The organism is Lysinibacillus cavernae (assembly GCF_009724685.1).
Taxonomy (GTDB): Bacteria; Bacillota; Bacilli; order Bacillales_A; family Planococcaceae; genus Lysinibacillus; species Lysinibacillus cavernae.
This window is the reverse complement of the sequence record NZ_WMEF01000001.1, coordinates 602025-626202: the sequence shown is the minus strand read 5'-3', so window position 1 is coordinate 626202 and position 24178 is coordinate 602025. Positions and strand designations below refer to the sequence as shown.

The following is a 24178-nucleotide window of genomic DNA, read 5'->3' as shown; positions in this document are numbered from 1 at the left end:
ACGCATCGTTTTAATAACACCTCTCTTTTTATCTACGGATTCCGAAGCAACGAAATCCGTCCACTCAACGAGCTTTACACATGTTGGCAAACTGTTGATTGTATTTGCCCACATGCTACTGTAAAATTTTTATCAAATCAACATTGTGTTCAGTGAAGGAGTGAGGTCTATATGGGAAACTGTGCAATCTCTATTAAATCTCTTGAAAAAAATTTTCAGCATAAACAAGTTATTGCTCCCCTTTCCTTAGATATTCCTACGGGGCAATTAATGGGCTTACTTGGTCCATCAGGCTGTGGCAAAACAACGCTAATCAAAATGATTATGGGCATGCTGAAACCTGATAATGGCAGTATTCAAGTGTTAGATTTGGTCGTTCCACATAAGCAATTATTGAACGATATCGGTTATATGGCGCAATCCGATGCACTTTATACAGATTTAACGGGTGAAGAAAACTTACATTTTTTTGCAAAGCTTTATTCTTTATCGAAGGCAGAACGAATGAAGCGTGTAGATTATGCCGCAAGCCTTGTCCGTTTGACTGATGACTTACAGCTGAAAGTGATGAATTATTCTGGAGGAATGAAACGTCGATTATCTCTAGCTATAGCCCTTATTCAAAATCCTAAACTACTGATTTTAGATGAACCAACAGTTGGTATTGATCCTGTCCTAAAAAAGGAAATTTGGCAAGAACTAATTCGTTTAAAAGAAGAGGAACAAAAAACGATTTTAGTGACAACTCATGCAATGGATGAAGCAGAAAAATGCGATCAATTAGCTATGCTAAGAAGCGGGCATATTATTGCACAAGGCACACCACAAGAATTGAAAGAACATTACCAGGCGAAAGATTTTGATGAAGTGTTTTTAAAGGCTGGAGGTGACGTACGATGAGAATAGCTGCTATCGTCACAAGAATTATTCAACAAATGAAACGAGATAAACGGACGCTTGCTTTATTATTTTTAGCCCCGCTTCTTGTATTGTCGTTAATGTACTTTATTTTTAATAGTAACGGAGCTTCTGTCACACTTGTCGTCTCCAATGCGCCCGCACCATTAATCGATAAATTGAAAAATGCGGATTTTACAATTATTGAGGACGATCATTTTACGAAAAAGCAACTACAAAACAAAGAGTATGATGGATGGCTAGCAATCTCGCTAAATGAGCGTAAATTAACGCTATTAAACGATGATCCTTCTCGGGCAAAAGCTTTAACGATGCAACTTGCTCAAATTTTGCAGCCTACACAAGCTTCTACGGGCAGTTTGGAAACAGACTATGTATACGGAGATGAGAATACGGCGATTTTCGATATTTTTAGTCCCATGTTAATTGGCTTCTTCGTGTTCTTCTTTGTCTTTTTAATTACAGGGATTGCTCTGTTAAAGGAACGTACTTCTGGGACATTGGAGCGTTTGCTAGCGACACCCATTAAACGCTCAGAAATTGTTGCAGGCTATATGGTCGGCTATGGTTTATTTGCCTTTCTACAAACAATTATTATTGTGCTGTTCGGCATCTATGTGCTTGATATCGTCCATGTGGGCTCTATTTGGCTCGTCTTACTCATCAATATAGTGGTTGCCCTAGTATCCTTATCTTTAGGTGCATTGCTATCAAGCTTTGCTGCTTCAGAATTTCAAATGATGCAATTTATTCCACTTGTTATTGTTCCGCAAGTATTCTTTTCGGGCATCTTTCCGCTCGATAGCATGGCGGAATGGCTTCAAAATATTGGGCGTATCATGCCTCTATACTATGCTGCGGATGCATTGAATGGCGTTATGTATAAAGGTTATTCTTTTAATGACATTCTAGTGAATCTAAGTATCCTTACTTGTTTCGCCATTGTTTTTATAACATTAAATATTATCAGTTTAAAAAAATATCGTTCGTTGTAATCAAGAGTTAAAAGTTCTGCCATTGAAGAGCAGAACTTTTTTATTTCGGCATCGATTTAACTAAAAACAGGAAATTTATCCAATTTCATTGAAGTTATTGAATAATTTTCATTATAATGATTTTATGGTCAACTAATTGATTTATACCCTTAACATGCAAGACATCGAATCAAGTGAATAAAACATTACTTATCAATAACCGAAAATAAAGGTGTGTGAAGATGACTACTATTTTAGAAGTACAAAACATCTGCAAACAATATAATGGGAAAAAAATTTTAGAGAATGTATCGATTTCAATTGCTGCCAATCAAATTATTGCCCTTGTAGGGAACAACGGTTCTGGAAAGAGTACGTTACTAAAGATCATGGCAGCATTACTAAAACCCGACAGCGGATTCATTGTTAAGCACAGACAAGCATTAAAGATTGGTTATGTACCTGAAGTGACCCCTTCCCATATTTTATTTACCCCCCAAGAATATCTTTATCATATGGGGTGTATTCGAGGAATGAACAAAAAACAAATTTTGCAAAAGATAGAAGATTTACTTGAACTGTTTCAATTAATAGATGCTCGAAATACTAGGATTGTCCATTTCTCTAAAGGCATGAAACAAAAGGTAATGATTATGCAGGCGATGCTGGAAGAAACAGATCTATTAATATTGGATGAACCATTGTCAGGACTTGATGCCAAAGCACAAAATGATTTCGAGCAAATCCTGACTAAAGTAAGAGACAAAGGACTAAGTATTATTCTAACTTGTCATGAAACTAAATTACTTGAGAACCTTGTTGATTCGGTTTTGCTTATTCAACAAAACAAAGTTATTCAGGCAAAGGAATTGTCTAACAATCCTGTACATAAATTAATATTTGAAATCTCTAGCCTACCTTCACTGAATGAAATTTTTCCTTTTATTGAGATTCAACATAAACGGCTTTTATCTAGCGGACAGTATGAGATAGTATCGATTGTTCAAGAAAAAGATTCAGATCAAATTTTGCTGAAATTACTACAAAAAAATGCCTCTATCAAATATTTGGCCACAATAAATCACAATAAAGAGCAATTCTCTTCTCATTTTTGAAAGGAGGAATCAAAAAAGTATGACGAGTTTATTGCGCTATCAATTTATCAATTATTTCAGAACCTATCATTACGTGCCACCTTTTACAATTTTCATTTTGTGTCTAGTCGTTAACTATACATTTGTTCCTAATCCAATACTAGATAGCTATTCCTTTACATCGCTTTTGCTCTTTTTTTTAATGGGCTGGTTTACTGTTACGTTATTCCATGCAGAGGATGAGGGGCAAAAAATAATCACCACACTTCATACTAGAAGTCCAGTTCACTACAATTTAGGGATTTTAATTATTTGTGGTCTAATTGCTTTCAGCTTAAGTTGTGTTTCAATAATCTACCCAATCTTGATTGATGCTTTCTTCGAGAGGCCAAAAGGATTACATATCTTATTAGGTTTCTTATCTCACTTTAGTTTATCGTTACTCTCTATTGCACTCACAGCTTTATTTACAAGGGAGCTCGTGAAAAATAGACAAAATACTTGGTGGGGTGTATTATGCATCCTCATTATTTCTGTCGTCATTGCTACAATAAAGAACAACATTCTCCAAATAAATGGACTTATTTGGCTGCTTCCACCTGTCCATCTTTCATTAGAAATGATGAGCATAGACGATCAAATTAAAGGTATACCAAACATCTTTTTTTGGCAATTTGCTTGGATATTTATTTACACATCCTTTATCGTCCTTTTGTTTTTCTTTCTAGCGAACAGGAAAAGGAAATGATAAATATTTCTTAAGAAGGAGCGACGTTTTTTATGTTGAAGAAACCAAAAGTTTTAATTGTAGAAGACGAACATGATATTGCCAATATCATAAAGGACTACCTCAGTGTCAATCAGTTCGATTCGCATATTGTGAACACAGCCCATGAGGCCATCCATTATCTGCAAGAGACAATGCCTGACTTTATTATTCTTGATCTTTCTCTACCGGATGGTGATGGCATCGAATTATGTCGCAAAATCCGTGAAAATAGTAATGTTGCAATACTCATTTTAAGTGCAAGAAGCAGTGACACGGATAAAGTACTGGGGTTAGGGTTTGGTGCTGATGATTATATGGCAAAACCATTCTCTTTAAGTGAGCTTGTGGCAAGAATACATGCTCATTTACGAAAACAGGATAGATGGCTACAACACAATGTAAATCCGCTGGAAGTCATCTACATCGATAATATGGAAATAAATAAAAACGAATATACTTTTTTGCGTGATAACAAGACTATCTCCCTATCAGCAAAAGAATTTGAGTTGTTATTTTTCCTAGCTAAAAATAGAAATCAAGTTTTCTCTAAAAGTAAGCTGCTTGATGCAGTTTGGGGGTATGACACATACGGAGATGAAAATACGATTACGGTTTATATTAGACGGCTACGAGAAAAAATTGAAATCGATCCTTCTAACCCTATCTATCTTCAAACGGTTTGGGGTGTTGGCTATAAATTTAGTACACCAAATCACACATAGGAGAATAAAATGTATTTAAAAAATTGGATGAACAAATGGTTATGGTCCATCGTAATCTGTGTTTTACTTTTGTTTATTTGTGCACTTTTACTATGGTCAACTTCAATGAATTCTCAAAAAGAATCACAAGAGAAATATGTGATCAATCAAATTCGATTATCAGTAAATCAACTTTTATTGTACATAGAAGACCATTTTACAAAATTAGCACTAGATTCAGATTTACGTAGTCCCCTCCAAAAAATGAGCAAACAACAAGAAATTGATATAACCGTCGTTCAATTAGATGGAAAAGTAATTTTTCATACAATAGATGAAGACTTTCCAGCTTCTATTACTATCAAAAATGATGTACATTATGATTTATTCACAGCACAACAAGAGCCTGGAAAAATAAAAATCGCCTTTCCTGTTATGAATGGAATTAACAACGAACAGATTGGGAATGCTATTTTTTTAATTAACAAAGACGTTCTATTTCCCTTAAAACCGCCTAATTCTAGCTACTTCGTTATATTAGTAATTATCGGCGTACTATGCCTTTTTATCATTTCCCTCTCCTTCTCTATGATACGGAAAGCTAGTAAAGATATTATATTGCCTTTACATGAGCTGAAAAAAAGTACTGCAGAAATTGTCAAAGGGAATTACGATCAAATTACCTTCCATTCTAAATTAGATGAGATGGGTGAATTGTACGCTGTATTTGATCAAATGCGATTGGAAATAAAGCATCTAACCTTACAGCGGGATGAACAAGAGCAAAATCAAAAAAAGCTCATATCTAGTATTTCTCATGAAGTGAGAACTCCTTTAACAACCATTAAAGCCTATTTAGATGCTATTTCAGAGGGCATTTGCCCAGATAAAGAATCTCTTATGTTATATATTCAAATCATGCAGACTAATACTGAAAAAATGTCGAGGCTAATTGATGATTTATTTATTCACACCCTGAAGGAACTCGGACATATACCAGTCAATTTAAAAGAGCAATATAGTCGAAATGTACTTTCAAACATTCTACAACCGATTCAGCATTTTGTTCAAACAACTAACATTCATTTTGTTGGACCAGATAACATTCCTAATGTCCTCATTCAAGTAGATGAGCATCGACTAGAGCAGGTAATAGCTAACCTTGTCACCAATGCTCTAAAGCATACGACCAATGGTGATTCCATCACTATTACTACTATTGTCGAAAATCAATTACTAACTATCCAAGTGATTGATACTGGAAATGGGATGCTACCTGAGGATATGCCTTTTATTTTTGAACGTTACTTTAGAGGTCGTCATTCTGGAAGAAAAACGGCTGTTAAAAATGAAGGAGCAGGGCTCGGATTATCCATTTGCCAGCATATTATGGAAGCTCATGATGGTTCTATTTCCTTTCATAGCAAGCACAAGGAAGGCACTACATTTACACTTACACTACCTATCTCATAAAAAGACTCCTATTTTTTGGAAGTCTTTTTCTATTTCATCCTTTTCTTTGTTTTTGTCGATACGAAAAAAATAGCGACAGTGTTAATACACTACAGAAAAATGAATCAATGATACGAACAACCACTATTCCATAGCTACTAAAAGATTCATAATTGATAAGCTGCCAAAGACTTGTATAGACGAGCGTTAAAACAACTACTAAAAGCCAAAAAAAGAATTTTTGTTTAGGAGAAATAGCTGGCGTATTGTTATTTTTAATGAAAGATGCTCTGTAATATAAATAACCAAAAATAAGCGTACTACCAACCAATGTACTCCCATGCTGAAGAAGCTTATAGAATGGTATTTGGTATCCATATAAAGTATATGTTTGAGAAAGAAGTGGGAAATTTGTAACCATAAATCCATTTTGGTGTGTAAATGAATCCCAGAGGACATGCGTTAGCATACCCAATATTGCCGAGTAGCCAAAAACAACTACCTTCCATGTTATACTTCCAGTCATTTGATGACTATAAGTATCCTGTAAAAACGCCGGTAAATGGTTAATCAAATTCTGATGGATCAACCGATGATAAATAAAGTAGATCAATATAACGAGTGGGAGATTGAATAAAAAGAACCCGATCAAGGTATGACCTATCTCCCCTATTGGTCGGCCTCTTAAAAAATATTCAAAATCCGGTGCCATACTACCTAAAACCATTGCAGAAAAATGAATATATCTACTCTTTCGAGAAAAAGGTAATATAGCAGCTGGATGTGCAAAAGTTAATGGCATATCCTTAACCTCCTATGTTTCAACAACATATACCAAATCGCTAATTATAACGTTTTTTACTCATAAAGGTTACTCCGACTGTAAGAATTTATTAATATTTTCATAAGGACCTGATAATAAATACATATTACACTAATGAAAAATAATCATTTTGAGGAGGCTTATCGTGGAAAAAGAGGTACTGATTCGTGCTCAGAATTTATGTAAAACTTATTCAACAGGGAGTGAACAATTCCATGCCATCAAAAATATGAATGTCGACATTTATAAAGGGGATTTTACCGTCATTATGGGAAACTCAGGGTCAGGTAAATCAACACTTCTTTATCTGTTAAGTGGACTTGATTCCATCACTGCGGGAGAAGTTTATTTTCAGGGAGAGCGATTAGATACATTTTCAGAAAGAAAATTAGCTATCTTTCGTTCACAGAAAATCGGCTATGTTTATCAAAGTAGCAATCTTGTTCCGGATATGACATTATTGGAAAATATTGCTCTTCCAGGATACATTGCAAAAAAAGGAAAAATAGAAGTGATACAAAAAGCAGAGCATTTACTAGGCCTAATGGGTCTTGAAGAGCAACGAAATCGTTTACCTTCTCAAGCATCTGGTGGGCAGCAACAAAGAGTCGCTATTGCTAGAGCATTAGTCAACAACCCTGAAGTTCTATTTGCAGATGAGCCTACTGGAAGTTTAAATTACGATCAAGGTGTAGCCGTATTAGATATTTTAACGAATTTAAACAGAAATGGGCAGTCTGTTGTCATGATTACGCATGATATGAAGGCGGCTTGCCGTGCGAATCGGCTCATTATCATTCAAGACGGAAAAATAGAAGAAATTATTAACTTCGAAAAATACGATCATGCCAACATACAAGAGCGTGAACACATTATCTTTTCTTATGTTGCGGGGAAGGAGTAAACGATGCACGCAATTGTAACGCTTTGTTCATCACATATAAGAAAAAGAAAATTACAAAATGGACTCATCGCCATCCTTCTTTTATTGTCTACCCTTTTACTAGCAACCTCTGTAACGATCATGATCAATACAAACAATATTTTTGAAAAAGCACATCAAGATTCAAACGGTGCCCACCAGATTTTAACTATGGGTAAGGACATTCATAACCCCATTACTATGAACAATTGGTGGCAAGAGCAACAAAGCGTCACTACCTCTAGCCTGATGCCGTATAGAAATTTATCAGGAATTACCTATAACGGAATAGAAATGCCAAATTTATACCTATTTATGATGAATACGCCCAAAACACCCTTTGTTATTGATCAATTACTATTTTCTGAGGGAGAAAAACAAGCTTATCCAGCAAAAGGGACGATTTGGATTCCCACATCGTTGGCTTCAGCCGCTAATATTTCTCTAGGCGAGGCTATTGAATTTCATACAGGTGAAAAAACGTTTAACTTAACTGTTTCTGCTATTGTTGTGGATATGCCATATGGTGGTCCTTTTACAACCAATGCTCGTATTTGGATGAACAATGCTGACTACCAAAATCAATTTGAAACGATGGCAGGTTCTGAACAGTACATGATGGCACTACGCTTCGATGACTATAAGCAAAGTGCAAACTATTGGATGGAATTTGAAAAGTTTCTACAGGGTCCATACCTTGAATCTAAAATGGAATACGAAGAAATAGCTTCATTTTATTTAATTATTAATAAAATCATAGGCTTTATCATGATAACCTTTGGTATAGCCATGCTTTTGATTTCCTTATTTATTATTGGTTTTAGCATTTCCGATGCCATTTTAACGAATTACAGAACAATAGGTGTCATTAAATCTCTTGGTCTTTCGTCTAGAGACATTAGTGTAACCTACGTACTACAATTCGGATTGTTGTCAGCTTTCTCTATCATCCCTGGGCTAATCGCAAGTAAATTCCTTTCCAGAATTATTATAGAAAGTTCCTTATCCTATCTAAAAGCAGGAAATCATTTCACAATTAATCAAGATTTACGACACACTATGTTAATTGCCTCAGTCATATTTGGCATTGTCCTGCTCACCGCTTACTTCTATTCAAACAAAGCAAGAAACGTGGAACCTGTACAGGCAATCAAATATGGCATGTCAGAAAGTGCAAACAGTAAAATGAATCGGCGTAGAAACAGCTCTAATAGACTCTTTCGTTTAGCTAGTTTGCCTATCCAACTTCAAATAGGCTTTAAAAGTATAACAAAGAACATAAAAAGTTCCATCCTTACAATTGTTCTTACCTCTATAACTTCTGCCATATTAGTCTTTAGTGTAGTCATTTTGAATAGCTTTGTTTCCATCAAAGAGACTTCACCATCATGGGGCTATGATGCATCGCATGTAGTTGTAACAGTATTTAATGATGCAACATTTTCAAAACAACAATTTGAACAGTTTTTGTTGGCAGATGAACGAATTAAAAATTACGCATGGCTTGATCAATTCACAGGCGTACTACCTAACGCGACTAACCCGCCTTTAAACATTAGTGTCAATGTGATCGAAGGGAGTTTTGATGCGGTTGGCTACGAGACGATCATTGGCCGTAATCCTATAAGTGAAAATGAAATGGCCATTGGTATAAATGTCGCTAGTGCTTTAGATAAAAATTTAGGGGATGTGGTAGAAATTTTTATTGAAGGGAAACCTCATCACCTCATTGTTACTGGGATATATCAATCTATAGCGAATATGTCAAATTCAGCGAGGGTTACATCAGATGTTATCAAAGTTTATCATGCTACTTACTCTTCTTCTGAAGTAAGTATGATTAATCTTTTAGACGAAACATCCTCGACCCAGATTGTTGAGGATCTTAATAGTTACTTTAAAAGCTCTATCTCTGCTGTCACGCAACAAACATTATTAGATGCTGTCTTTAAAGAAGTCGTGGCAGTCCTAGTCACCCCACTTGCTATAGTTGGCATTTTATTTATCATCGTTACGTGTATCATAGTTTTTAGTGTGTCTAGAATTAACGTTAGAAAAGAAAGCACTACTTATGGCATTTATAAATCCATTGGCATGACCTCTGCAAATATTAGATGGTCCATTACATCAGGTATGTTCATTCTTTCAATAGTAGGGGCTTTTCTAGGAATCTTTATTGGTATAAAATTAATTCCTCTAGCTCTCCAAAGCATTATTTTAGAGTATGGCTTACTTGAATTACCGCTTGTTATAAACTGGCCAATTAGTATCGGAATAAGCTTTGTAAGTGTTTTAGCTGCCTGTCTTGGTTGCTGGATATCGACCCGAGTTATTGCTAGAACTTCACCTCGCCTTTTGATTGTTGAATAAAACATGCCCCCAAAGCTTGGGGGCATGTTTCTCAATTACGAAGTTACTTATGTGCGATTAATAATTCTGAAATAGTCTCTTCAGAAAAAACGGCTATATTGTTTCTTTTAAGCAATGCAGTGGTCACCCCTGCACCAACTAATTTAGTGCCATTAAACTCGCCATTATGAACCATTACACTACCACATGAAGGGCTATACTCCTTTAGCACAACCCTAGTCGCACCTACTTCAAGTGCTTTCTGTAAAGTCGCATAAGCGCCCTTTAAGTATAGTTCTGTGACATTCCGACCAGACATTTCAACTACGGTTGCTTTGCCATCAAGAACATCCTCCCCATCTCCCCCTACTATTTCCGCGGGCTCACGAGGGGTTGAAAAACCTCCCATCAGTTCTGGACAAATAGTGATCGCTTTATTTTCTAACACAAGCTTCTGTATTCTTTCATCTAGACTGCTCGTGCCATTATAACGTACATTCAATCCTGCTAAACAAGCACTTATTAAAATCATTGCTACTCCCCATTTCCTTAACCTTCCTATCAATCAATAAAATTAGTTTAACACGAGTTCATTACAAAATTTTGAAGTGACATGTCGATTTCTTTGATACAATATTTTTATTCATCAAACTACCAAAGGAGGAAAAAATGTCTGATTCTATTTTAATTTTGCCTTATACAGTTGAATGGGCACAAGAATTTCATGCTTTAGGCTCCAAATTGCGCGAATCTTTAGGAGATATAGCGCTTAGAATTGATCATATTGGTTCAACAGCTGTACCAGGCTTAGCCTCAAAACCCATCATTGATATACAGATATCCGTCGAAACGTTAACATCATTAGAGGCATTTAAAATCCCGCTAGAAAGCCTAGGTTTTATCTTTCGAGTAGATAATTCTGATTTCTCTAAACGTTATTTTCGGGAGGCTCCTGGAAATAGGCGTATTCATATCCATGTCCGGCAGGCTGGTAGTTGGGCAGAACAGCTAGCCTTATTATTTCGAGATTTTTTACGCTGTCATCCAGACTACTGTCGGCGCTATGAGCAAGTAAAATATGAACTAGCTAAGAAATACACACATAATCGTCAACTTTATACGGATTCTAAAGAAGCTGTTATATGGGAAATATTAAAACAAGCGAATCACTGGAGTCAGCGTACAGGCTGGTCTCCTGCAAATTCAGATAGCTAAAGAAAAAGGAGGAACAAACTTGGCTGAATTTACAATTTGTTTTCTGAAGAAGGGTGATTATATCCTTTTATTAAATAGAGATAAGCCACAATGGATGGGCGCGTGGAATGGTGTTGGTGGCAAAATTGAACAGGATGAAACGCCATTAGCTGGTGCACTTCGAGAAATCAAGGAAGAAACAGGCATTACGGTTGAGGATATTACCTATAAAGGTAAAATTACCTGGACAGATGGCGTTGTGAACTATGGTTGTATGTATGCATTTATAGCAGAACTACCTGAATCTTTTACATATGTTACTCCCATAAAGGTGGCAGAAGGTATTCTTGATTGGAAAGAGCTGGACTGGATTTTCCACCCTGAAAATGTAGGTATTGCGGACTTAAAATATTATTTACCTACAATGCTCAATGAAACAACTATCTATGAATTTATCTTTACATATCAAGACAAGAAATTAGTTAATGTCTCTTCAACACCAATCGAACAAACGACTACTGTCTAATATACAACCAAGCCTCGTCCATGCAATAGGTGCATGACGAGGCTTGGTTTTTTAGTGTCATTCTGCACATCGACCAATTCAAGACTGTATATTTGAAGATTACATTGAAGGAGTCTTCTAGCTGTACCTGTTGCTTCGCTTTCATTGCCCTACCTCTAGTGCTTGTTATAAAGTGATAAAAGCCTCCCTGTACATTTAAAGTAAAAATCCTAACACAATTTGTTTCATAACCATGCCGTAAGAATCATTTCCGTTTTTTTCTAAAACAGTATTTTCAATACCAAAGAACTATTTCAATGAAGCTGAAAAACGACAAAATGCAAAAAAATTTGTTGACTTTTATTGAAATTAGCGTAGTATTTTTTCTGAGTGATAAGGATTATCATTATCACAAAATAAAGTGAGGTTAAGAAAATGTCAAAAATAAAAAATTCTATGTTCATAGTTATGCTTTTATCATTAATGGTTTTAGCTTTAGCAGCTTGTTCTGATTCATCCAATAAAGACACTGCTAAAAAAGAAGAAGAACAAACAAAAGGTAATACATCAGAAACTAAAGATGAACAGCAATATCCAATTACAATTAAACATGCTTTTGGTGAAACGGTTATTGAAAAAAAGCCTGAGCGTGTAGCAACAATTGCTTGGTCTAACCATGACGTTGCACTAGCACTAGGTGTTGTTCCTGTAGGTTTCTCTGCAGCTAACTATGGTGTACAAGATGGTAGTGGTATGCTTCCTTGGACTGCTGAAAAATTAAAAGAGCTTGGTGAAGAAAAACCAAACATCTATCAAGATACTGACGGTTTAGATTTCGAAGCCATTGCTGACTCTAATCCAGATGTCATTCTTGCTGCATACTCTGGTATTACGCAAGAAGAGTACGATACATTAAGTCAAATCGCACCTGTTGTTGCCTATAAAGAACTTCCTTGGGTAACTTCTTGGCGTGACCAAGTTACATTAAACGCTCAAGGTATGGGTATGGAGGCAGCTGGTCAACAATTAATCAAAGACACTGAAAAATTAATCCAAGATAAAGTGAGTGAACATGCTGCTATTAAAGGTAAAAAAGCTGCATTCGCTATGTTTACTGCAACTGACTTATCAAAATTCTATGTTTATACACCTGCAGACCCACGTGGTGAATTCTTAACTGAATTAGGTATGGAATATCCTGAAAGCGTTACAAAGCAAATTACAGATAAAAGTAGCTTCTATATTGAATTAAGCGCTGAAAATGCAGATGCTTTATCTGATGTAGAAATCTTTATTGCTTACGGAGATGAAACAACTTTACCTGCATTACAAGCTGACCCAATTTTAGGGAAAGTACCTGCTATTCAAAACGGGAATGTTGTCGTTATTGGCGATAATACTCCTCTTGCAGCTGCTGGTACCCCTAGCCCACTTTCAATTGACTATACAATTGATGAATATTTATCATTAATCTCAGATGTAGCAAAAAATATAAAGTAATATGAATAAGATACAAGCTACCGAACAGAAGCAGTTATTTTTCCCTAAAAATTTTGCTAAAGTTTTGCTCTTTCTTATCATTTTTCTTGCGATATGCGTAATTGCTTCGCTAATATTCGGTTCTCGTACAATTGGCTGGACTGGACTAATGGATGGCTTGTTCCATCCCGATGTCCAGTCGCATGAAGCCGTTGTTGTTCGACAACGAATCGTCCGAACAATTTTTAGTTTACTGTGTGGTGCGGCATTAGGTGTTTCTGGGGCACTCATGCAAGCTGTTACACGTAATCCAATTGCAGATCCAAGTATTTTGGGGGTTAACACAGGAGCCTCACTTTTTGTCGTTTGTGGTATTGCTTTTTTAGACATTAGTTCAGCAAATCAATATATATGGTTAGCAATAGCGGGTGCAATTATCACTGCTATTTTTGTTTTTGGAATAGGCTCTATGGGTGCAAGTGGCGCTACACCATTAAAGCTTGTACTTGCAGGGGCTGCTACAAGTGCCATTTTATCTTCATTAGTTGTTGCGGTGATGATTCCGCGTACGAATGTAATGGATCAATTTCGATTTTGGCAAGTTGGTAGTGTAGGAGCCGGGAGCTGGGAAGCTATTCAGTTATTTACTCCATTTTTAGTTGTAGGTATTTTGATTGCCCTCTTCACTGCCCCAGCATTAAATGCTTTAGCACTCGGCGATGAAGTGGCAACTGGTTTAGGTGTTCGTACTGGTACACTACGTATGTTTGCAGCACTAGGTGGCGTTCTTTTATGTGGGGCTGCTACAGCACTAGCAGGACCTATTGGCTTTATCGGTTTATTAGCAACTCATGTTGTCCGCCTTATTATTGGACCAGATATACGCTTTATCCTTCCTATGTCCGCCTTAGCAGGAGCAATTATTTTAACGTTTTCAGATGTTTGTGGTCGACTTCTGGGCAGTCCTGGTGAGCTAGAGGTAGGTATTTTAACAGCCTTTATTGGTGCCCCTATCTTGATTTTAATTACGATGAAAGCGAAAATGCGTGCGTTATGATGAATGAAACATTGATTTCCATAATGAAGGGCAGACAACGAAGAAAAAGACGTTTTGTCATAATAACTTCAGTACTGACTCTTATTTCCATAATACTTTGTGGCACAATGCTAATGCTTGGTAACACGATTTATCCTGTCGAAGATGTTATTCGTGTTCTCCTAGGCGAACAAGTACAAGGTGCCTCTTTCGCTGTAGGTACAATTCGACTACCACGCATGCTAGCTGGTACATTTGCTGGCTTTGCATTCGGTATTGGTGGTTATATTTTTCAAACTATGTTGCGTAACCCTTTAGCCAATCCAAATGTTATTGGTATTACAGCAGGTTCAAGTGCTGCTGCTGTATTTTGTATTATTGTCCTACAAGCAAGTAATACCGTTGTTTCCATAGCTTCAATTATTGGTGGTTTAGCTACTGTACTAATTATTTATGCTTTATCAAGAAGCGCTTCTTTCTCAATCGGCAGATTAATTTTAATCGGGATTGGTATTCAAGCAATGCTAAATGCATTCATCTCTTATTTAATGCTAATTGGCAATACACATGATATTCCAAGTGCAATGAGATGGTTAAGTGGAAGCTTAAACGGTGCGAAAATGGAGACAATCTATCCATTAATGATGATTGTCATTGTATTTACACCTGTACTTTTATTTTTCGGGAAACATTTAGAAATGCTTGAGCTTGGTGAACAAACATCCACCTCTCTAGGTGTAGACACAAACAAAACACGAATCATTTTAATGATTTGTTCTGTATTGATCATCGCACTTGCTACAGCAACTACAGGACCAATCGCCTTTGTTGCATTCCTTGCTGGACCAATTGCCAAAAAGTTAGTTGGTGTCGGGTTTTCAAATATACTTCCAGCTGGTCTAATTGGTGTTATTTTAGTATTGGCTGCTGATTTAATTGGTCAATTCGCATTTACAGCTAGATATCCAGTAGGTGTTATTACAGGAATCATTGGTGCACCTTACTTAATTTACTTGTTAATTCGAATCAATCGAAAGGGAGATATATGATGAAACCAACACATACGCTTCAAGCTGAACATATAACATCTGGTTACGAACAAAAAACGATTTTAGAAAATGTCAGCATTGCTATTCCAAGTAACAAAATTAGCATTATTATTGGTGCGAATGGTTGCGGAAAATCTACTTTATTGAAAACAATGGCACGCCTCATTAAGCCAACTGGTGGTCATGTCATGCTAGATGGCAAATCAATTCATCAAATGCCACCAAAACAACTAGCTCGCGTGTTAGGACTTTTACCTCAGTCCCCTACCGTTCCTGAGGGAATTACAGTGGCTGATTTAGTTGGGCGTGGTCGGTTTCCTCATCAAACATTGTTTAAAGGGTGGTCTAAACAAGATTATGAGGCGGTTGCAGAAGCACTTGAAATGATGAACATTACAGAATTTGCTGAACGCAATATCGATGAACTATCAGGTGGTCAGCGTCAACGTGTGTGGATTGCTATGGCATTAGCTCAACAAACTGATATTTTATTTTTAGATGAGCCGACAACTTTTTTAGATATTACCTATCAAGTTGAAATTTTGGATTTGCTAACAGAATTAAATAAAAAATATGGTACAACCATTGTCATGGTATTGCATGATATTAATCTTTCTGCGCGTTATGCAGACTACTTATTTGCATTAAAAAATGGTCGTTTACTAGCAGAAGGTTCGCCAAGAGAGATTGTGACAAGTGAGTTAATTAAAGAAACATTTGATTTAGATAGCATGGTTATTGAAGACCCTGTTTCTAAAACACCTTTAATTGTTCCTGTTGGTCGTTATCATGCTGTCTAGTTAAAAAGGGAATGTCAATCCAGACATTCCCTTTTGTGCTTTATGAACGAAAGCTTCTGTTTTAACCATCCAAATTAGTCCATTACTGAAATCAAAATCTGCTCGCTCACATAGCCGAGGATAAAAAATTGTTACAGTAGACTGCCATGGAATAATCTCATGGTCTCCCCTTTATTTTCTTAATTTAAAAACAATAAAGTCTGCACAATGTAGATCCTCCTCAAATTGAGGATACTTCTCTAGTATCTCTTGCGATGGCTTTGGTTCTATCATATTTTCAATGGTAAAGCCAGCTTGAATAATCGCTTGCACATAGCTTGATAATGTACGGTGATAGAGGACAATTGGTGGGTCCGCATCTAGTTGTTGATAGGTGCCTTCGTAAAAATAACGCTGTACTCTCCAATACTGCTGATCTAGCTGTTCATGCCTTATCCATCCACTATTTGGCGTCACAAAACATGGGTGAAGTATTGAAAAAATAAACGTGCTATTAGGTTTTAAGAGTCGATACATCTCATGCAACGCGGACCTGTAATCCTCTAAATCTTGGAGAACCATATTTGAAATAATGCAATCAAATTGTTCATCTGCTAAAAACGATAAATCTTCACAGTTCCCGTGTAAAAATCGAATAGTATCCTGGCTATGTGTTCTTTTCTTAGCAATATCCAGCATCTTTTGAGAAAAATCAACGGCCGTAACTGTAGCACCTTTTTTTACTAGCAATCTACTTAAGTACCCTTCTCCACAACCTGCATCTAACACATGTTTTTCGTCTACCTCTCCCAATAAAGAAAAGATAGCTGGATTTAACAATACTTCACGATGAATACCACCATGCTCATCATAGTTAGCTGTATACCTTTCTGCATGTTGATTCCAACGTTGAATGGCTTGTTCTGTGTTCATGTAAATTCCTCATTTCAAAGTAGTATCGTAACGTTACGTCTCTTGTGCACTTGTCTATTTTTCCATATAAATAAAAAAATAAATAGACTTTTATTTGATTTTTTATTATCATGTAGATAGAGGCACGCCATCTTTAAGTAAATGATAAAGCCATAAATCCAAATAGGATTTATGGCTTTTATGCGTTATATAGAAATTGTATTTTTCGAGACAGCTTGTTTTTTAACGGTCAGCCATCTACCAACTACCATAACAAGCAATGCTAGAAAGACAATGATACCAGCAAATACAAGCGCAGCTTTATAGCTACTATAAACTTTCACCAGTTGTCCTGCGACAATAGGGCCAATAATTTGTCCAAATGCATAATAGGTTGTCAATAAGGATACAACGAATCCACTCTTTGTTGGGAAAAGCTGACGAGCATAGGAAGTTGTGAGCGTGACAATTCCTACAAAGGTTAGACCGAATAAAAATGATGCTAACAGAACGCTCCATACAGTTTGTGAAAATACGGGTAACAGGATGCCTATCACTTGAAGTATGTATGCCACAAACAAAATTTTTATAGCTGAAAACTTCTCTAACAAGACCGTCCAAACAGGTGCAGATGGAATAGCAGCTAGCCCCACAATGACCCAGCTATATGAGGAGTAAGCTTGAAGAGAAGGAATATTATGAATAATATCGACTAAAAAAGTACCTGTAATTATATAGCCTAGTCCTTCTAAACCGTAGGACAGAATAAGCCATGGCATAAAGCCCCTTGTCATTTTCGTACCGAGAGATTTTGCGACTTTTATGCTGTCCTGCACCTCTAAATCTTTCCACAAAATAGTCGTAACGAGTAAAAAAATGGCTGATAATATGCCTAGTCCTAGCCATGCGCCCTGCCATGCAAATTTTGCTTCTAGAGCAGGTACACATAAACCTGAAATAGCGATACCTAGGCCAATGCCACTAAATACATAGCCAGACCATCGTGATAATGAATGTTTCGCCAAATAATCCATTATAATGCTAGACGTTAAAACAAAAATAAGACCTCCTGTGATACCTGCTACTAAACGGAGAACTAGCCACACACTATACACTTGTATTAAGCCCATTAATCCGACTGAAACGACATTGAAAACGACACTTGCCAATAAAACATTTTTTCGTTGACGATAAATAAATCCTGCCCACAATGCTCCGATGAAATAGCCAATATAATTGCTTGAAGCTAAAAATCCAGCCACTTCTAATGAAAACCCTACATCATGACGCATAAACGGCAGAATGGGTGTGAAAGCAAAGCGACTAATGCCCATTGCTACAACTAGTAATAATATTCCCCCAAAGACAATCCCCACATGTTGTCGATTCATCTTTATGCCCTCCCCATGTTCTCTACTGTAATTAAAAGGATACAGAGCGAAAATTAATAAATCTAATATATAATGTATATAAAAGCATTAAAAAAATTTATGAAAGGTGTATTGATATGAATTTACATGCACTACGGTTATTTACAAAGGTGGCTGAACTCAATAGTGTTTCCAAAGCTGCACAAGCTCTTATGATTAGCCAGCCCGCTGTAACCATTCAAATCAGAAATTTAGAAAAAGAGCTAGGTTTCTCACTATTGGAATCGAAAGGCAGAGGTATTACATTAACACCCAACGGTACTTTTTTATATAAACAGGCACAACGCTTATTTGATTTAGAAACGGATATTGAACATAAAATAGAGCAGCTAAAAAATACAGGCAATGAGGAATTGCAAATTGCTTCTACACATGTTCCCTCCCATTTCTTACTACCCAAATGGCTGGCTCATTTTAAACAAGTTTATCCAGCAACAAATATTCATTTAAAAACAGCTAATTCACAGCAAGTCATTGAGGAATTACTTCACTATAAAGCTGATTTAGCTTTTATCGTCAAAGAAGATGGTCATCATCCCGATATTAATTATCAATTTCTAATGAATTTAGATTATTGGTTTATTGTACCGTATAACCATCCTCTTGCGGCGCAAACAGTTTCACTGGCAGAACTTATGCAACAGCCTTTTGTCACGAGGGAAGATGGTAGCTCCACGAAAGAATATTTAAATGCATTATGTAAAGTACATAAGATTCCCCCACCTAAAGTAGGGTTACAACTTGATGGAATCAATGAATCCATTCATGCTATTGCAGCAGGTTTCGGTACAATGCTCGCTCCATCCATAGCCGCTTCTAGCTTTATACAACAGCAACAAGTTGCCCGTGTTTTTATTAAGGATATCGATATTCAACGCCCTATCTATCTTTGTACACGAAAAAATGAACAACATCATTCCTCCTCCTTTCATAAATTTCTTCACATTATCAATGAATCGATTAAATAGAAAGAAGGCACTTGAAAATGAGTGCCTTCTATTTATCCATCAACGCTTGTCAAAGCTGTAAAAATGTAGTTGGATATGTTTATATATTTCTATCACCCAACCATCAATATTCGTTTTTTTATAGACTTAGTAGTTTAAATAGCCTATAATAATCCATGATATTATCAATAAACGAACATTAAGGTGGTTTTTATGACTGAATATACGCATATTTTCAAAGGGACAGCATTTACTAGTAAATCTGCAACTGAAGTGCAAATTTTAAAAGATTATTTGTTTTTCATTAATGCTGACGGCATGATTGACAAAGCAGTTGCTCCTGAACATGCTGAATACCAACAACTATTAACTACATATCAACATCAAAATAACTTCCATCCATTAACTGAAGGTCAATATTTCTTACCAGGATTTGTTGATTTACATGTCCATGCACCGCAATGGGCGCAATCTGGTACAGCATTAGACATTCCTCTTTATGATTGGCTAAACACATACACTTTCCCTATCGAATCCAAATTTTCCGACTTAGCGTTTGCCCAAGAGGTTTATGAGGATTTAGTGAGCACGCTACTAGCTAACGGCACAACAACATCCTTATATTTCGCGACAGTCCATAAGGAGGCAAGCATACTTTTAGCTAAAATCTGTGCCGAAAAGGGCCAACGAGGACTAGTCGGAAAAGTGGTTATGGATGATCCTGAGCAAAATCCATTTTTTTATCGGGATGCTAACACACAATCCGCATTAGCAGATACAGAAGAATTTATTTTAGAAGTAAAAGAATTAGCCAAATCGACTAAACAAGGTGTTTACCCCGTTGTCACACCACGCTTTATTCCAAGCTGTACAGACGACGCCTTAAAGGGGTTAGGTGAATTAGCTGCGAAATACGATACACATATTCAATCTCACTGTAGCGAAAGCGACTGGGAGCATGGCTATGTAAAAGAGAGATTTAATAAAAATGATGCCGTTGCCTTACATGATTTTGGCTTATTAGGCGATAAATCGGTCATGGCTCATTGTAATTTTTTAAGTGATGATGATGCACGATTATTTGCTGAAACTGGCACTGCTATTGGCCATTGTCCAATCTCAAATGCCTATTTTGCTAATAGTGTTATTCCGATTGCTCGCTTCCATGCAATGGGCGTTGATATTGGATTAGGTTCAGATATTTCAGGAGGGTTTTCTCCAAGCCTATTCGATAATGCAAAACAGGCTGTTATGTCATCGAGAATGTTAGAGGATGGTGTAGATACAGCCATTGTAGCCGAAAAGCGTGGTGTGCCAAATTCCCGTATTACCATTAATGAGGCTTTCTATCTAGCAACAGCTGGTGGTGGAGAAAGCTTAAGTCTTCCAATTGGTCGTTTACAGGAAAACTATACATGGGATGTACAAATCATTGATACAAAAATCCCATCTGCTAAGCTTCCTATTTTCGATAGCAACGAGGATTTACGCGATATTTTCCAAAAAATGATGTATCTTGTGCGTCCAGAAAATATCCGTGAGGTTTGGGTGCAAGGAAATAAAGTCCATACGAGAGTCTAATGATTCTTTTCTTCTAAATTAAAAATTTACCATTTTGAGGTGTACATCTTCGTGGAAACGCAACATAGTAAACTAACTAACGAAACAAGAAAAACACAATTAACCGTATTACCAGATGAAAAAGTCTCTATTGGCCAATCAGCCATACTTGGTTTACAGCATGTCATGGCCATGGATGTTTACGTTGTACCATTTTTAATTGCCATGCTAATTGGTTTACAAACGGGACAAGCAAGTGCATTAATTCAATCAACCTTCATTGCTGCAGGAATCGCGACTATTGTCCAAACACACTTTTGTATGAAATTACCGATGGCACAAGGTCCTTCCTATGTTCCACTAGGCGCTATTATTGGTATTTATGCAGCAAGTGGTAGTGGTGATTTAGGCTGGAGCACCGTGCTAGGCGCAAGTTTAATTGGGGCCATTTTAGTCATTATTTTAGGATACACGGGCATTTTCAATAAAATTGTTCAAACATTTATTCCACCTATTGTTGGCGGAACGATTATCTTTGTTGTCGGCCTTGCTCTAATGCCTGTCGGACTAAGTGATAATATTTTTAAAGGAGCAGGCGCATCCATTCATCAGAATATCTATTTAGCACTGATTACAGCATCTGTGTTATTAATTTGCGTCATGTTAGGCACAATCTTCCATCAAAAAGGGCGTCTATTCCGTATTGCTTCTGTCATCATAGCCTTAATCGCTGGTAGTATTGCTGCAAATATGATGGGTGTTTTAGATTTATCTGCTGTATCGCAAGCAAAATGGTTTAGTATGCCACAAATTCCATTTGCAGATTTCAGCTTTAGTTTTAATATTTCAGCGATTATCACAATGGTCATTATTTATATCGTCTTAATGGCAGAAACAACTGGAACATGGTTTGCTATCAGCAACGTTATCGACAAACCATTAACAGATAAACAAATTAATCGAGGCGTTGTTGGTGAAGGAATAGGCTGTTTTATTGCTTCATTACTTGGCTCTACTCCTGTTACGGGGTACTCAACAAATGCAGGTGTTATCTCCATTACAGGGATTGCCAGCCGTCGAGTATTCATTGCTGCAGGAATGTGGTTTATTGTATTTGGTTTCTCGGGTAAATTAGCTGCTTTGATTTCAGCCATTCCTTCAGCTGTCATTGGTGGTGTATTTGTGATTGTCTGTGGCATTATTGCCATTAGTGGTTTACAGGTCATGAAAAATGAACAGATTGGCGAAAAGGAAATGTATGTAATCGCTATTCCTATCATTTTAACTTTAGCTCTGACCTTATTGCCTGATGACTTCTTATATTCTTTACCTACAACTGTGCAATATTTATTTGGTTCACCCATCGCAACTGCTGCGCTAGTGGCCATTGTCCTTAACAAAGTTTTACCAAGCTCAAAATAGCACATACATCTCATACACAGCACTGCTATTCTATTTGGATAGAAGTGCTGTGTCTATTTATTTTCTAAAATTTCTGTATCCTTTTCTATTAATCTGTTATACTTGAGCAAAAAAGTAGGGATTATAATGGTATATGATGTCATAATAGTTGGTGCTGGCTCTATGGGCATGGCAGCTGGTTATTATTTAGCAAAGGAAGGTAAAAACGTTCTTTTGTTAGATGCCCTTGCTCCACCACACGAAGAAGGTAGCCATCACGGAGACACCAGAATTATCCGCTTTGCATATGGTGAAGGGGCTAGCTATGTACCTTTTGTTAAAAGAGCTGGTGAGCTATGGCAAGAGCTTGAAACTTTAGTAGATGAAACGTTATTTTTACAAACGGGTGTAGTAAATATTGGAGCACCAACATGCGCCTTTATTCAAAATGTGAAATCTAGTGCAGCGCTCTATGATTTAGCACTCGAGCACTACACAGCATCTGAAGCGATGAACAAGTGGCCAGGATTATCCTTGCCAGCAAATTTTGTCGCTTGCTTTGAGCCTACAGCTGGCGTCCTTCGTGTAGAAGCATGCATTGAAGCCTATAAAAAATTAGCGTTGGACGCTGGTGCAAGCTTACAAACAAATGAAAAAGTACTTGCCATCCACCCTGGAGAAATTGTACAAGTACAGACAGCTAATCATATTTATAATGCCAAGCAGTTAATTGTAACAGCGGGTGCATGGGTAACTGAATTACTTTCTACAATGAACATCGACATTCCTGTAACACCCATACGAAAAACATTCGCTTGGTTTGAGGCGAATGAGCAGCTTTATCGTGAAGATGTTTTTCCCGCTTATTGTTTTGAGTTGGCAGATTCAACGTACTATGGATTCCCAAGTATTGATGGTGCAGGACTAAAACTTGGACGTCATGATGGCGGCGAAGCGATCAATCCAAACGACCTTTTGCGCCCTTTTGATGAATCAGATACCGTTGATTTACAACATTTCATTCATGAATTTATGCCCCAGCATGGAGCTATTAAATATGGAAAAACATGCAAATATTCAATGACACCAGATGAAGATTTTATCATTGATTTGTTACCTGAGCATCAAAACATTGTGATTGCTGCTGGCTTTTCCGGTCATGGCTTTAAATTTAGTAGTGCTGTTGGTGAAGTACTTTCAGACCTTATCATAGAAGGCAAAAGTAAGCAGGATTTATCACCATTTCAACTCAATCGATTTCAATAAAAAGGATTGGTACAACGTTTTGTCGTTGCACCAATCCATTATTTTTATATCATCGTTTGAAACCCTTGCCAATCAAACAATCGCGGTAAATTCACATGCTGGTTATAGGATTGATTTTTTAAGATCACTGTTGTTGTCACAGCATGAAGTGTTTCTAATACTGCTGGTTTATCATCAACATAAACATCTAGAGCTAGCTCTTTTATGATGCTGACTTTTTCTGCATCTTGCATCCCACAGAAAAAATGACCGTCTGTTATTGGAAAACCTTGCGCTTCCATCCACGCTTTTGTTTGAGCACAGTATTGTTTCGGGCGTGATGTAATATAGTAAATGTCATGTCCTTGCTCCGTTAAAGCTTGGAGCGTTTCTAATGCCCCTGCAAAAGAAGGACAGTCCGTAAAATAAATCTCCTCTAATGAACTATTCCACATGGCTGCTCCCTCTGCATCCGATAATCCAAAGGGCTCGTGAATTTCAACTCTTGCTAAGGCATGAAAAATGTTTAATGGAATATTTTTACCTAATTTTTTATTATAAATGGCAAAGGCATGTGCTCGTAAATCAATGAGTGTATCATCTATATCAAAGCCAAATTTCATCTAGTGCTACTTCCTT

23 protein-coding genes are annotated in these 24178 nt (G+C 36.8%); 18 read left to right on the top strand and 5 right to left on the bottom strand.

The window, feature by feature from the left end:
* The first annotated feature begins 171 nt into the window (after positions 1–171).
* The 6 genes from GJU32_RS03075 to GJU32_RS03050 all read left to right on the top strand — a co-directional run bounded on the left by GJU32_RS03075 (position 172) and on the right by GJU32_RS03050 (position 5929).
* Complete coding sequence (locus GJU32_RS03075; protein WP_155590463.1) at positions 172–900, top strand: ABC transporter ATP-binding protein; 729 nt, start codon at positions 172–174, stop codon at positions 898–900.
* Positions 897–1913: an ABC transporter permease gene (locus tag GJU32_RS03070; RefSeq protein ID WP_155590462.1), complete on the top strand. Its 1017-nt coding sequence runs from the start codon at positions 897–899 to the stop codon at positions 1911–1913. The genes GJU32_RS03075 and GJU32_RS03070 overlap by 4 nt, the downstream gene beginning before the upstream one ends.
* Before the next feature lie 221 nt (positions 1914–2134).
* Positions 2135–3007: an ABC transporter ATP-binding protein gene (locus GJU32_RS03065; RefSeq protein ID WP_155590461.1), complete on the top strand. Its 873-nt coding sequence runs from the start codon at positions 2135–2137 to the stop codon at positions 3005–3007.
* A 19-nt stretch (positions 3008–3026) separates the two neighbouring features.
* A complete protein-coding gene (locus GJU32_RS03060; protein ID WP_155590460.1) occupies positions 3027–3734 on the top strand; it encodes an ABC transporter permease in 708 nt (235 codons plus the stop codon).
* A gap of 32 nt (positions 3735–3766) precedes the next feature.
* On the top strand, positions 3767–4477 hold the full coding sequence (locus GJU32_RS03055; protein ID WP_155590459.1) for a response regulator transcription factor: 711 nt from the start codon (positions 3767–3769) through the stop codon (positions 4475–4477).
* Positions 4478–4486: 9 nt separating this feature from the next.
* Positions 4487–5929, top strand: a complete 1443-nt coding sequence (locus GJU32_RS03050; RefSeq protein WP_155590458.1) for a sensor histidine kinase — start codon at positions 4487–4489, stop codon at positions 5927–5929.
* A 34-nt stretch (positions 5930–5963) separates the two neighbouring features.
* Here GJU32_RS03050 and GJU32_RS03045 read toward each other — a convergent pair whose 3' ends face one another.
* Positions 5964–6710, bottom strand: a complete 747-nt coding sequence (locus GJU32_RS03045) for a DUF4184 family protein (protein ID WP_155590457.1) — start codon at positions 6708–6710, stop codon at positions 5964–5966.
* Positions 6711–6876: 166 nt separating this feature from the next.
* Here GJU32_RS03045 and GJU32_RS03040 point away from each other — a divergent pair, with 166 nt between their 5' ends.
* Entirely contained in the window at positions 6877–7635 is a 759-nt protein-coding gene (locus tag GJU32_RS03040) for an ABC transporter ATP-binding protein (RefSeq protein ID WP_155590456.1), read from the top strand.
* Between the two features lie 3 nt (positions 7636–7638).
* Positions 7639–10023 (top strand): FtsX-like permease family protein, encoded by a 2385-nt coding sequence (locus GJU32_RS03035; protein WP_155590455.1) that lies wholly within the window; start codon positions 7639–7641, stop codon positions 10021–10023.
* 43 nt (positions 10024–10066) lie between these two features.
* Here the strand turns inward: GJU32_RS03035 and GJU32_RS03030 are convergent, their stop codons facing one another.
* The gene (locus GJU32_RS03030; RefSeq protein WP_155590454.1) at positions 10067–10534 is read right to left on the bottom strand and encodes a 2-thiouracil desulfurase family protein; all 468 of its coding nucleotides are present in this window, start codon (positions 10532–10534) and stop codon (positions 10067–10069) included.
* Between the two features lie 137 nt (positions 10535–10671).
* Between GJU32_RS03030 and GJU32_RS03025 the strand changes: the two genes are divergently transcribed.
* From GJU32_RS03025 to GJU32_RS03000, 6 genes are all read left to right on the top strand, one after another.
* A complete protein-coding gene (locus GJU32_RS03025; protein ID WP_155590453.1) occupies positions 10672–11217 on the top strand; it encodes a GrpB family protein in 546 nt (181 codons plus the stop codon).
* A 19-nt stretch (positions 11218–11236) separates the two neighbouring features.
* The gene (locus GJU32_RS03020) at positions 11237–11722 is read left to right on the top strand and encodes an NUDIX hydrolase (RefSeq protein ID WP_155590452.1); all 486 of its coding nucleotides are present in this window, start codon (positions 11237–11239) and stop codon (positions 11720–11722) included.
* 414 nt (positions 11723–12136) lie between these two features.
* Complete coding sequence (locus GJU32_RS03015) at positions 12137–13201, top strand: iron-siderophore ABC transporter substrate-binding protein (RefSeq protein ID WP_155590451.1); 1065 nt, start codon at positions 12137–12139, stop codon at positions 13199–13201.
* Position 13202: 1 nt separating this feature from the next.
* Positions 13203–14237 carry a FecCD family ABC transporter permease gene (locus GJU32_RS03010; RefSeq protein ID WP_155590450.1) on the top strand — a complete coding sequence of 345 codons (1035 nt, stop codon included), beginning with the start codon at positions 13203–13205 and terminating at the stop codon, positions 14235–14237.
* The gene (locus GJU32_RS03005; RefSeq protein ID WP_155590449.1) at positions 14234–15265 is read left to right on the top strand and encodes a FecCD family ABC transporter permease; all 1032 of its coding nucleotides are present in this window, start codon (positions 14234–14236) and stop codon (positions 15263–15265) included. The genes GJU32_RS03010 and GJU32_RS03005 overlap by 4 nt, the downstream gene beginning before the upstream one ends.
* Positions 15265–16065 (top strand): ABC transporter ATP-binding protein, encoded by an 801-nt coding sequence (locus GJU32_RS03000; RefSeq protein ID WP_155590448.1) that lies wholly within the window; start codon positions 15265–15267, stop codon positions 16063–16065. The genes GJU32_RS03005 and GJU32_RS03000 overlap by 1 nt, the downstream gene beginning before the upstream one ends.
* A 171-nt stretch (positions 16066–16236) precedes the next feature.
* Here GJU32_RS03000 and GJU32_RS02995 read toward each other — a convergent pair whose 3' ends face one another.
* Both GJU32_RS02995 and GJU32_RS02990 read right to left on the bottom strand, forming a co-directional pair.
* Positions 16237–16977, bottom strand: coding sequence for a class I SAM-dependent methyltransferase (locus tag GJU32_RS02995; protein WP_155590447.1), 741 nt, complete (start codon positions 16975–16977; stop codon positions 16237–16239).
* Positions 16978–17162: 185 nt separating this feature from the next.
* On the bottom strand, positions 17163–18347 hold the full coding sequence (locus GJU32_RS02990) for a YbfB/YjiJ family MFS transporter (RefSeq protein ID WP_155590446.1): 1185 nt from the start codon (positions 18345–18347) through the stop codon (positions 17163–17165).
* A 116-nt stretch (positions 18348–18463) separates the two neighbouring features.
* On the opposite strand from GJU32_RS02990, the gene GJU32_RS02985 reads away from it, so the two are divergent.
* From GJU32_RS02985 to solA, 4 genes are all read left to right on the top strand, one after another.
* Complete coding sequence (locus GJU32_RS02985) at positions 18464–19354, top strand: LysR family transcriptional regulator (protein ID WP_155590445.1); 891 nt, start codon at positions 18464–18466, stop codon at positions 19352–19354.
* Positions 19355–19546: 192 nt separating this feature from the next.
* Complete coding sequence (gene guaD, locus GJU32_RS02980; protein ID WP_155590444.1) at positions 19547–20914, top strand: guanine deaminase; 1368 nt, start codon at positions 19547–19549, stop codon at positions 20912–20914.
* 51 nt (positions 20915–20965) lie between these two features.
* Positions 20966–22315, top strand: a complete 1350-nt coding sequence (locus GJU32_RS02975; RefSeq protein WP_155590443.1) for a uracil-xanthine permease family protein — start codon at positions 20966–20968, stop codon at positions 22313–22315.
* 126 nt (positions 22316–22441) lie between these two features.
* The gene (gene solA / locus GJU32_RS02970; RefSeq protein ID WP_155590442.1) at positions 22442–23560 is read left to right on the top strand and encodes an N-methyl-L-tryptophan oxidase; all 1119 of its coding nucleotides are present in this window, start codon (positions 22442–22444) and stop codon (positions 23558–23560) included.
* Between the two features lie 44 nt (positions 23561–23604).
* Here the strand turns inward: solA and GJU32_RS02965 are convergent, their stop codons facing one another.
* Positions 23605–24162, bottom strand: coding sequence for a 5' nucleotidase, NT5C type (locus GJU32_RS02965; protein ID WP_155590441.1), 558 nt, complete (start codon positions 24160–24162; stop codon positions 23605–23607).
* Positions 24163–24178: the final 16 nt, after the last annotated feature.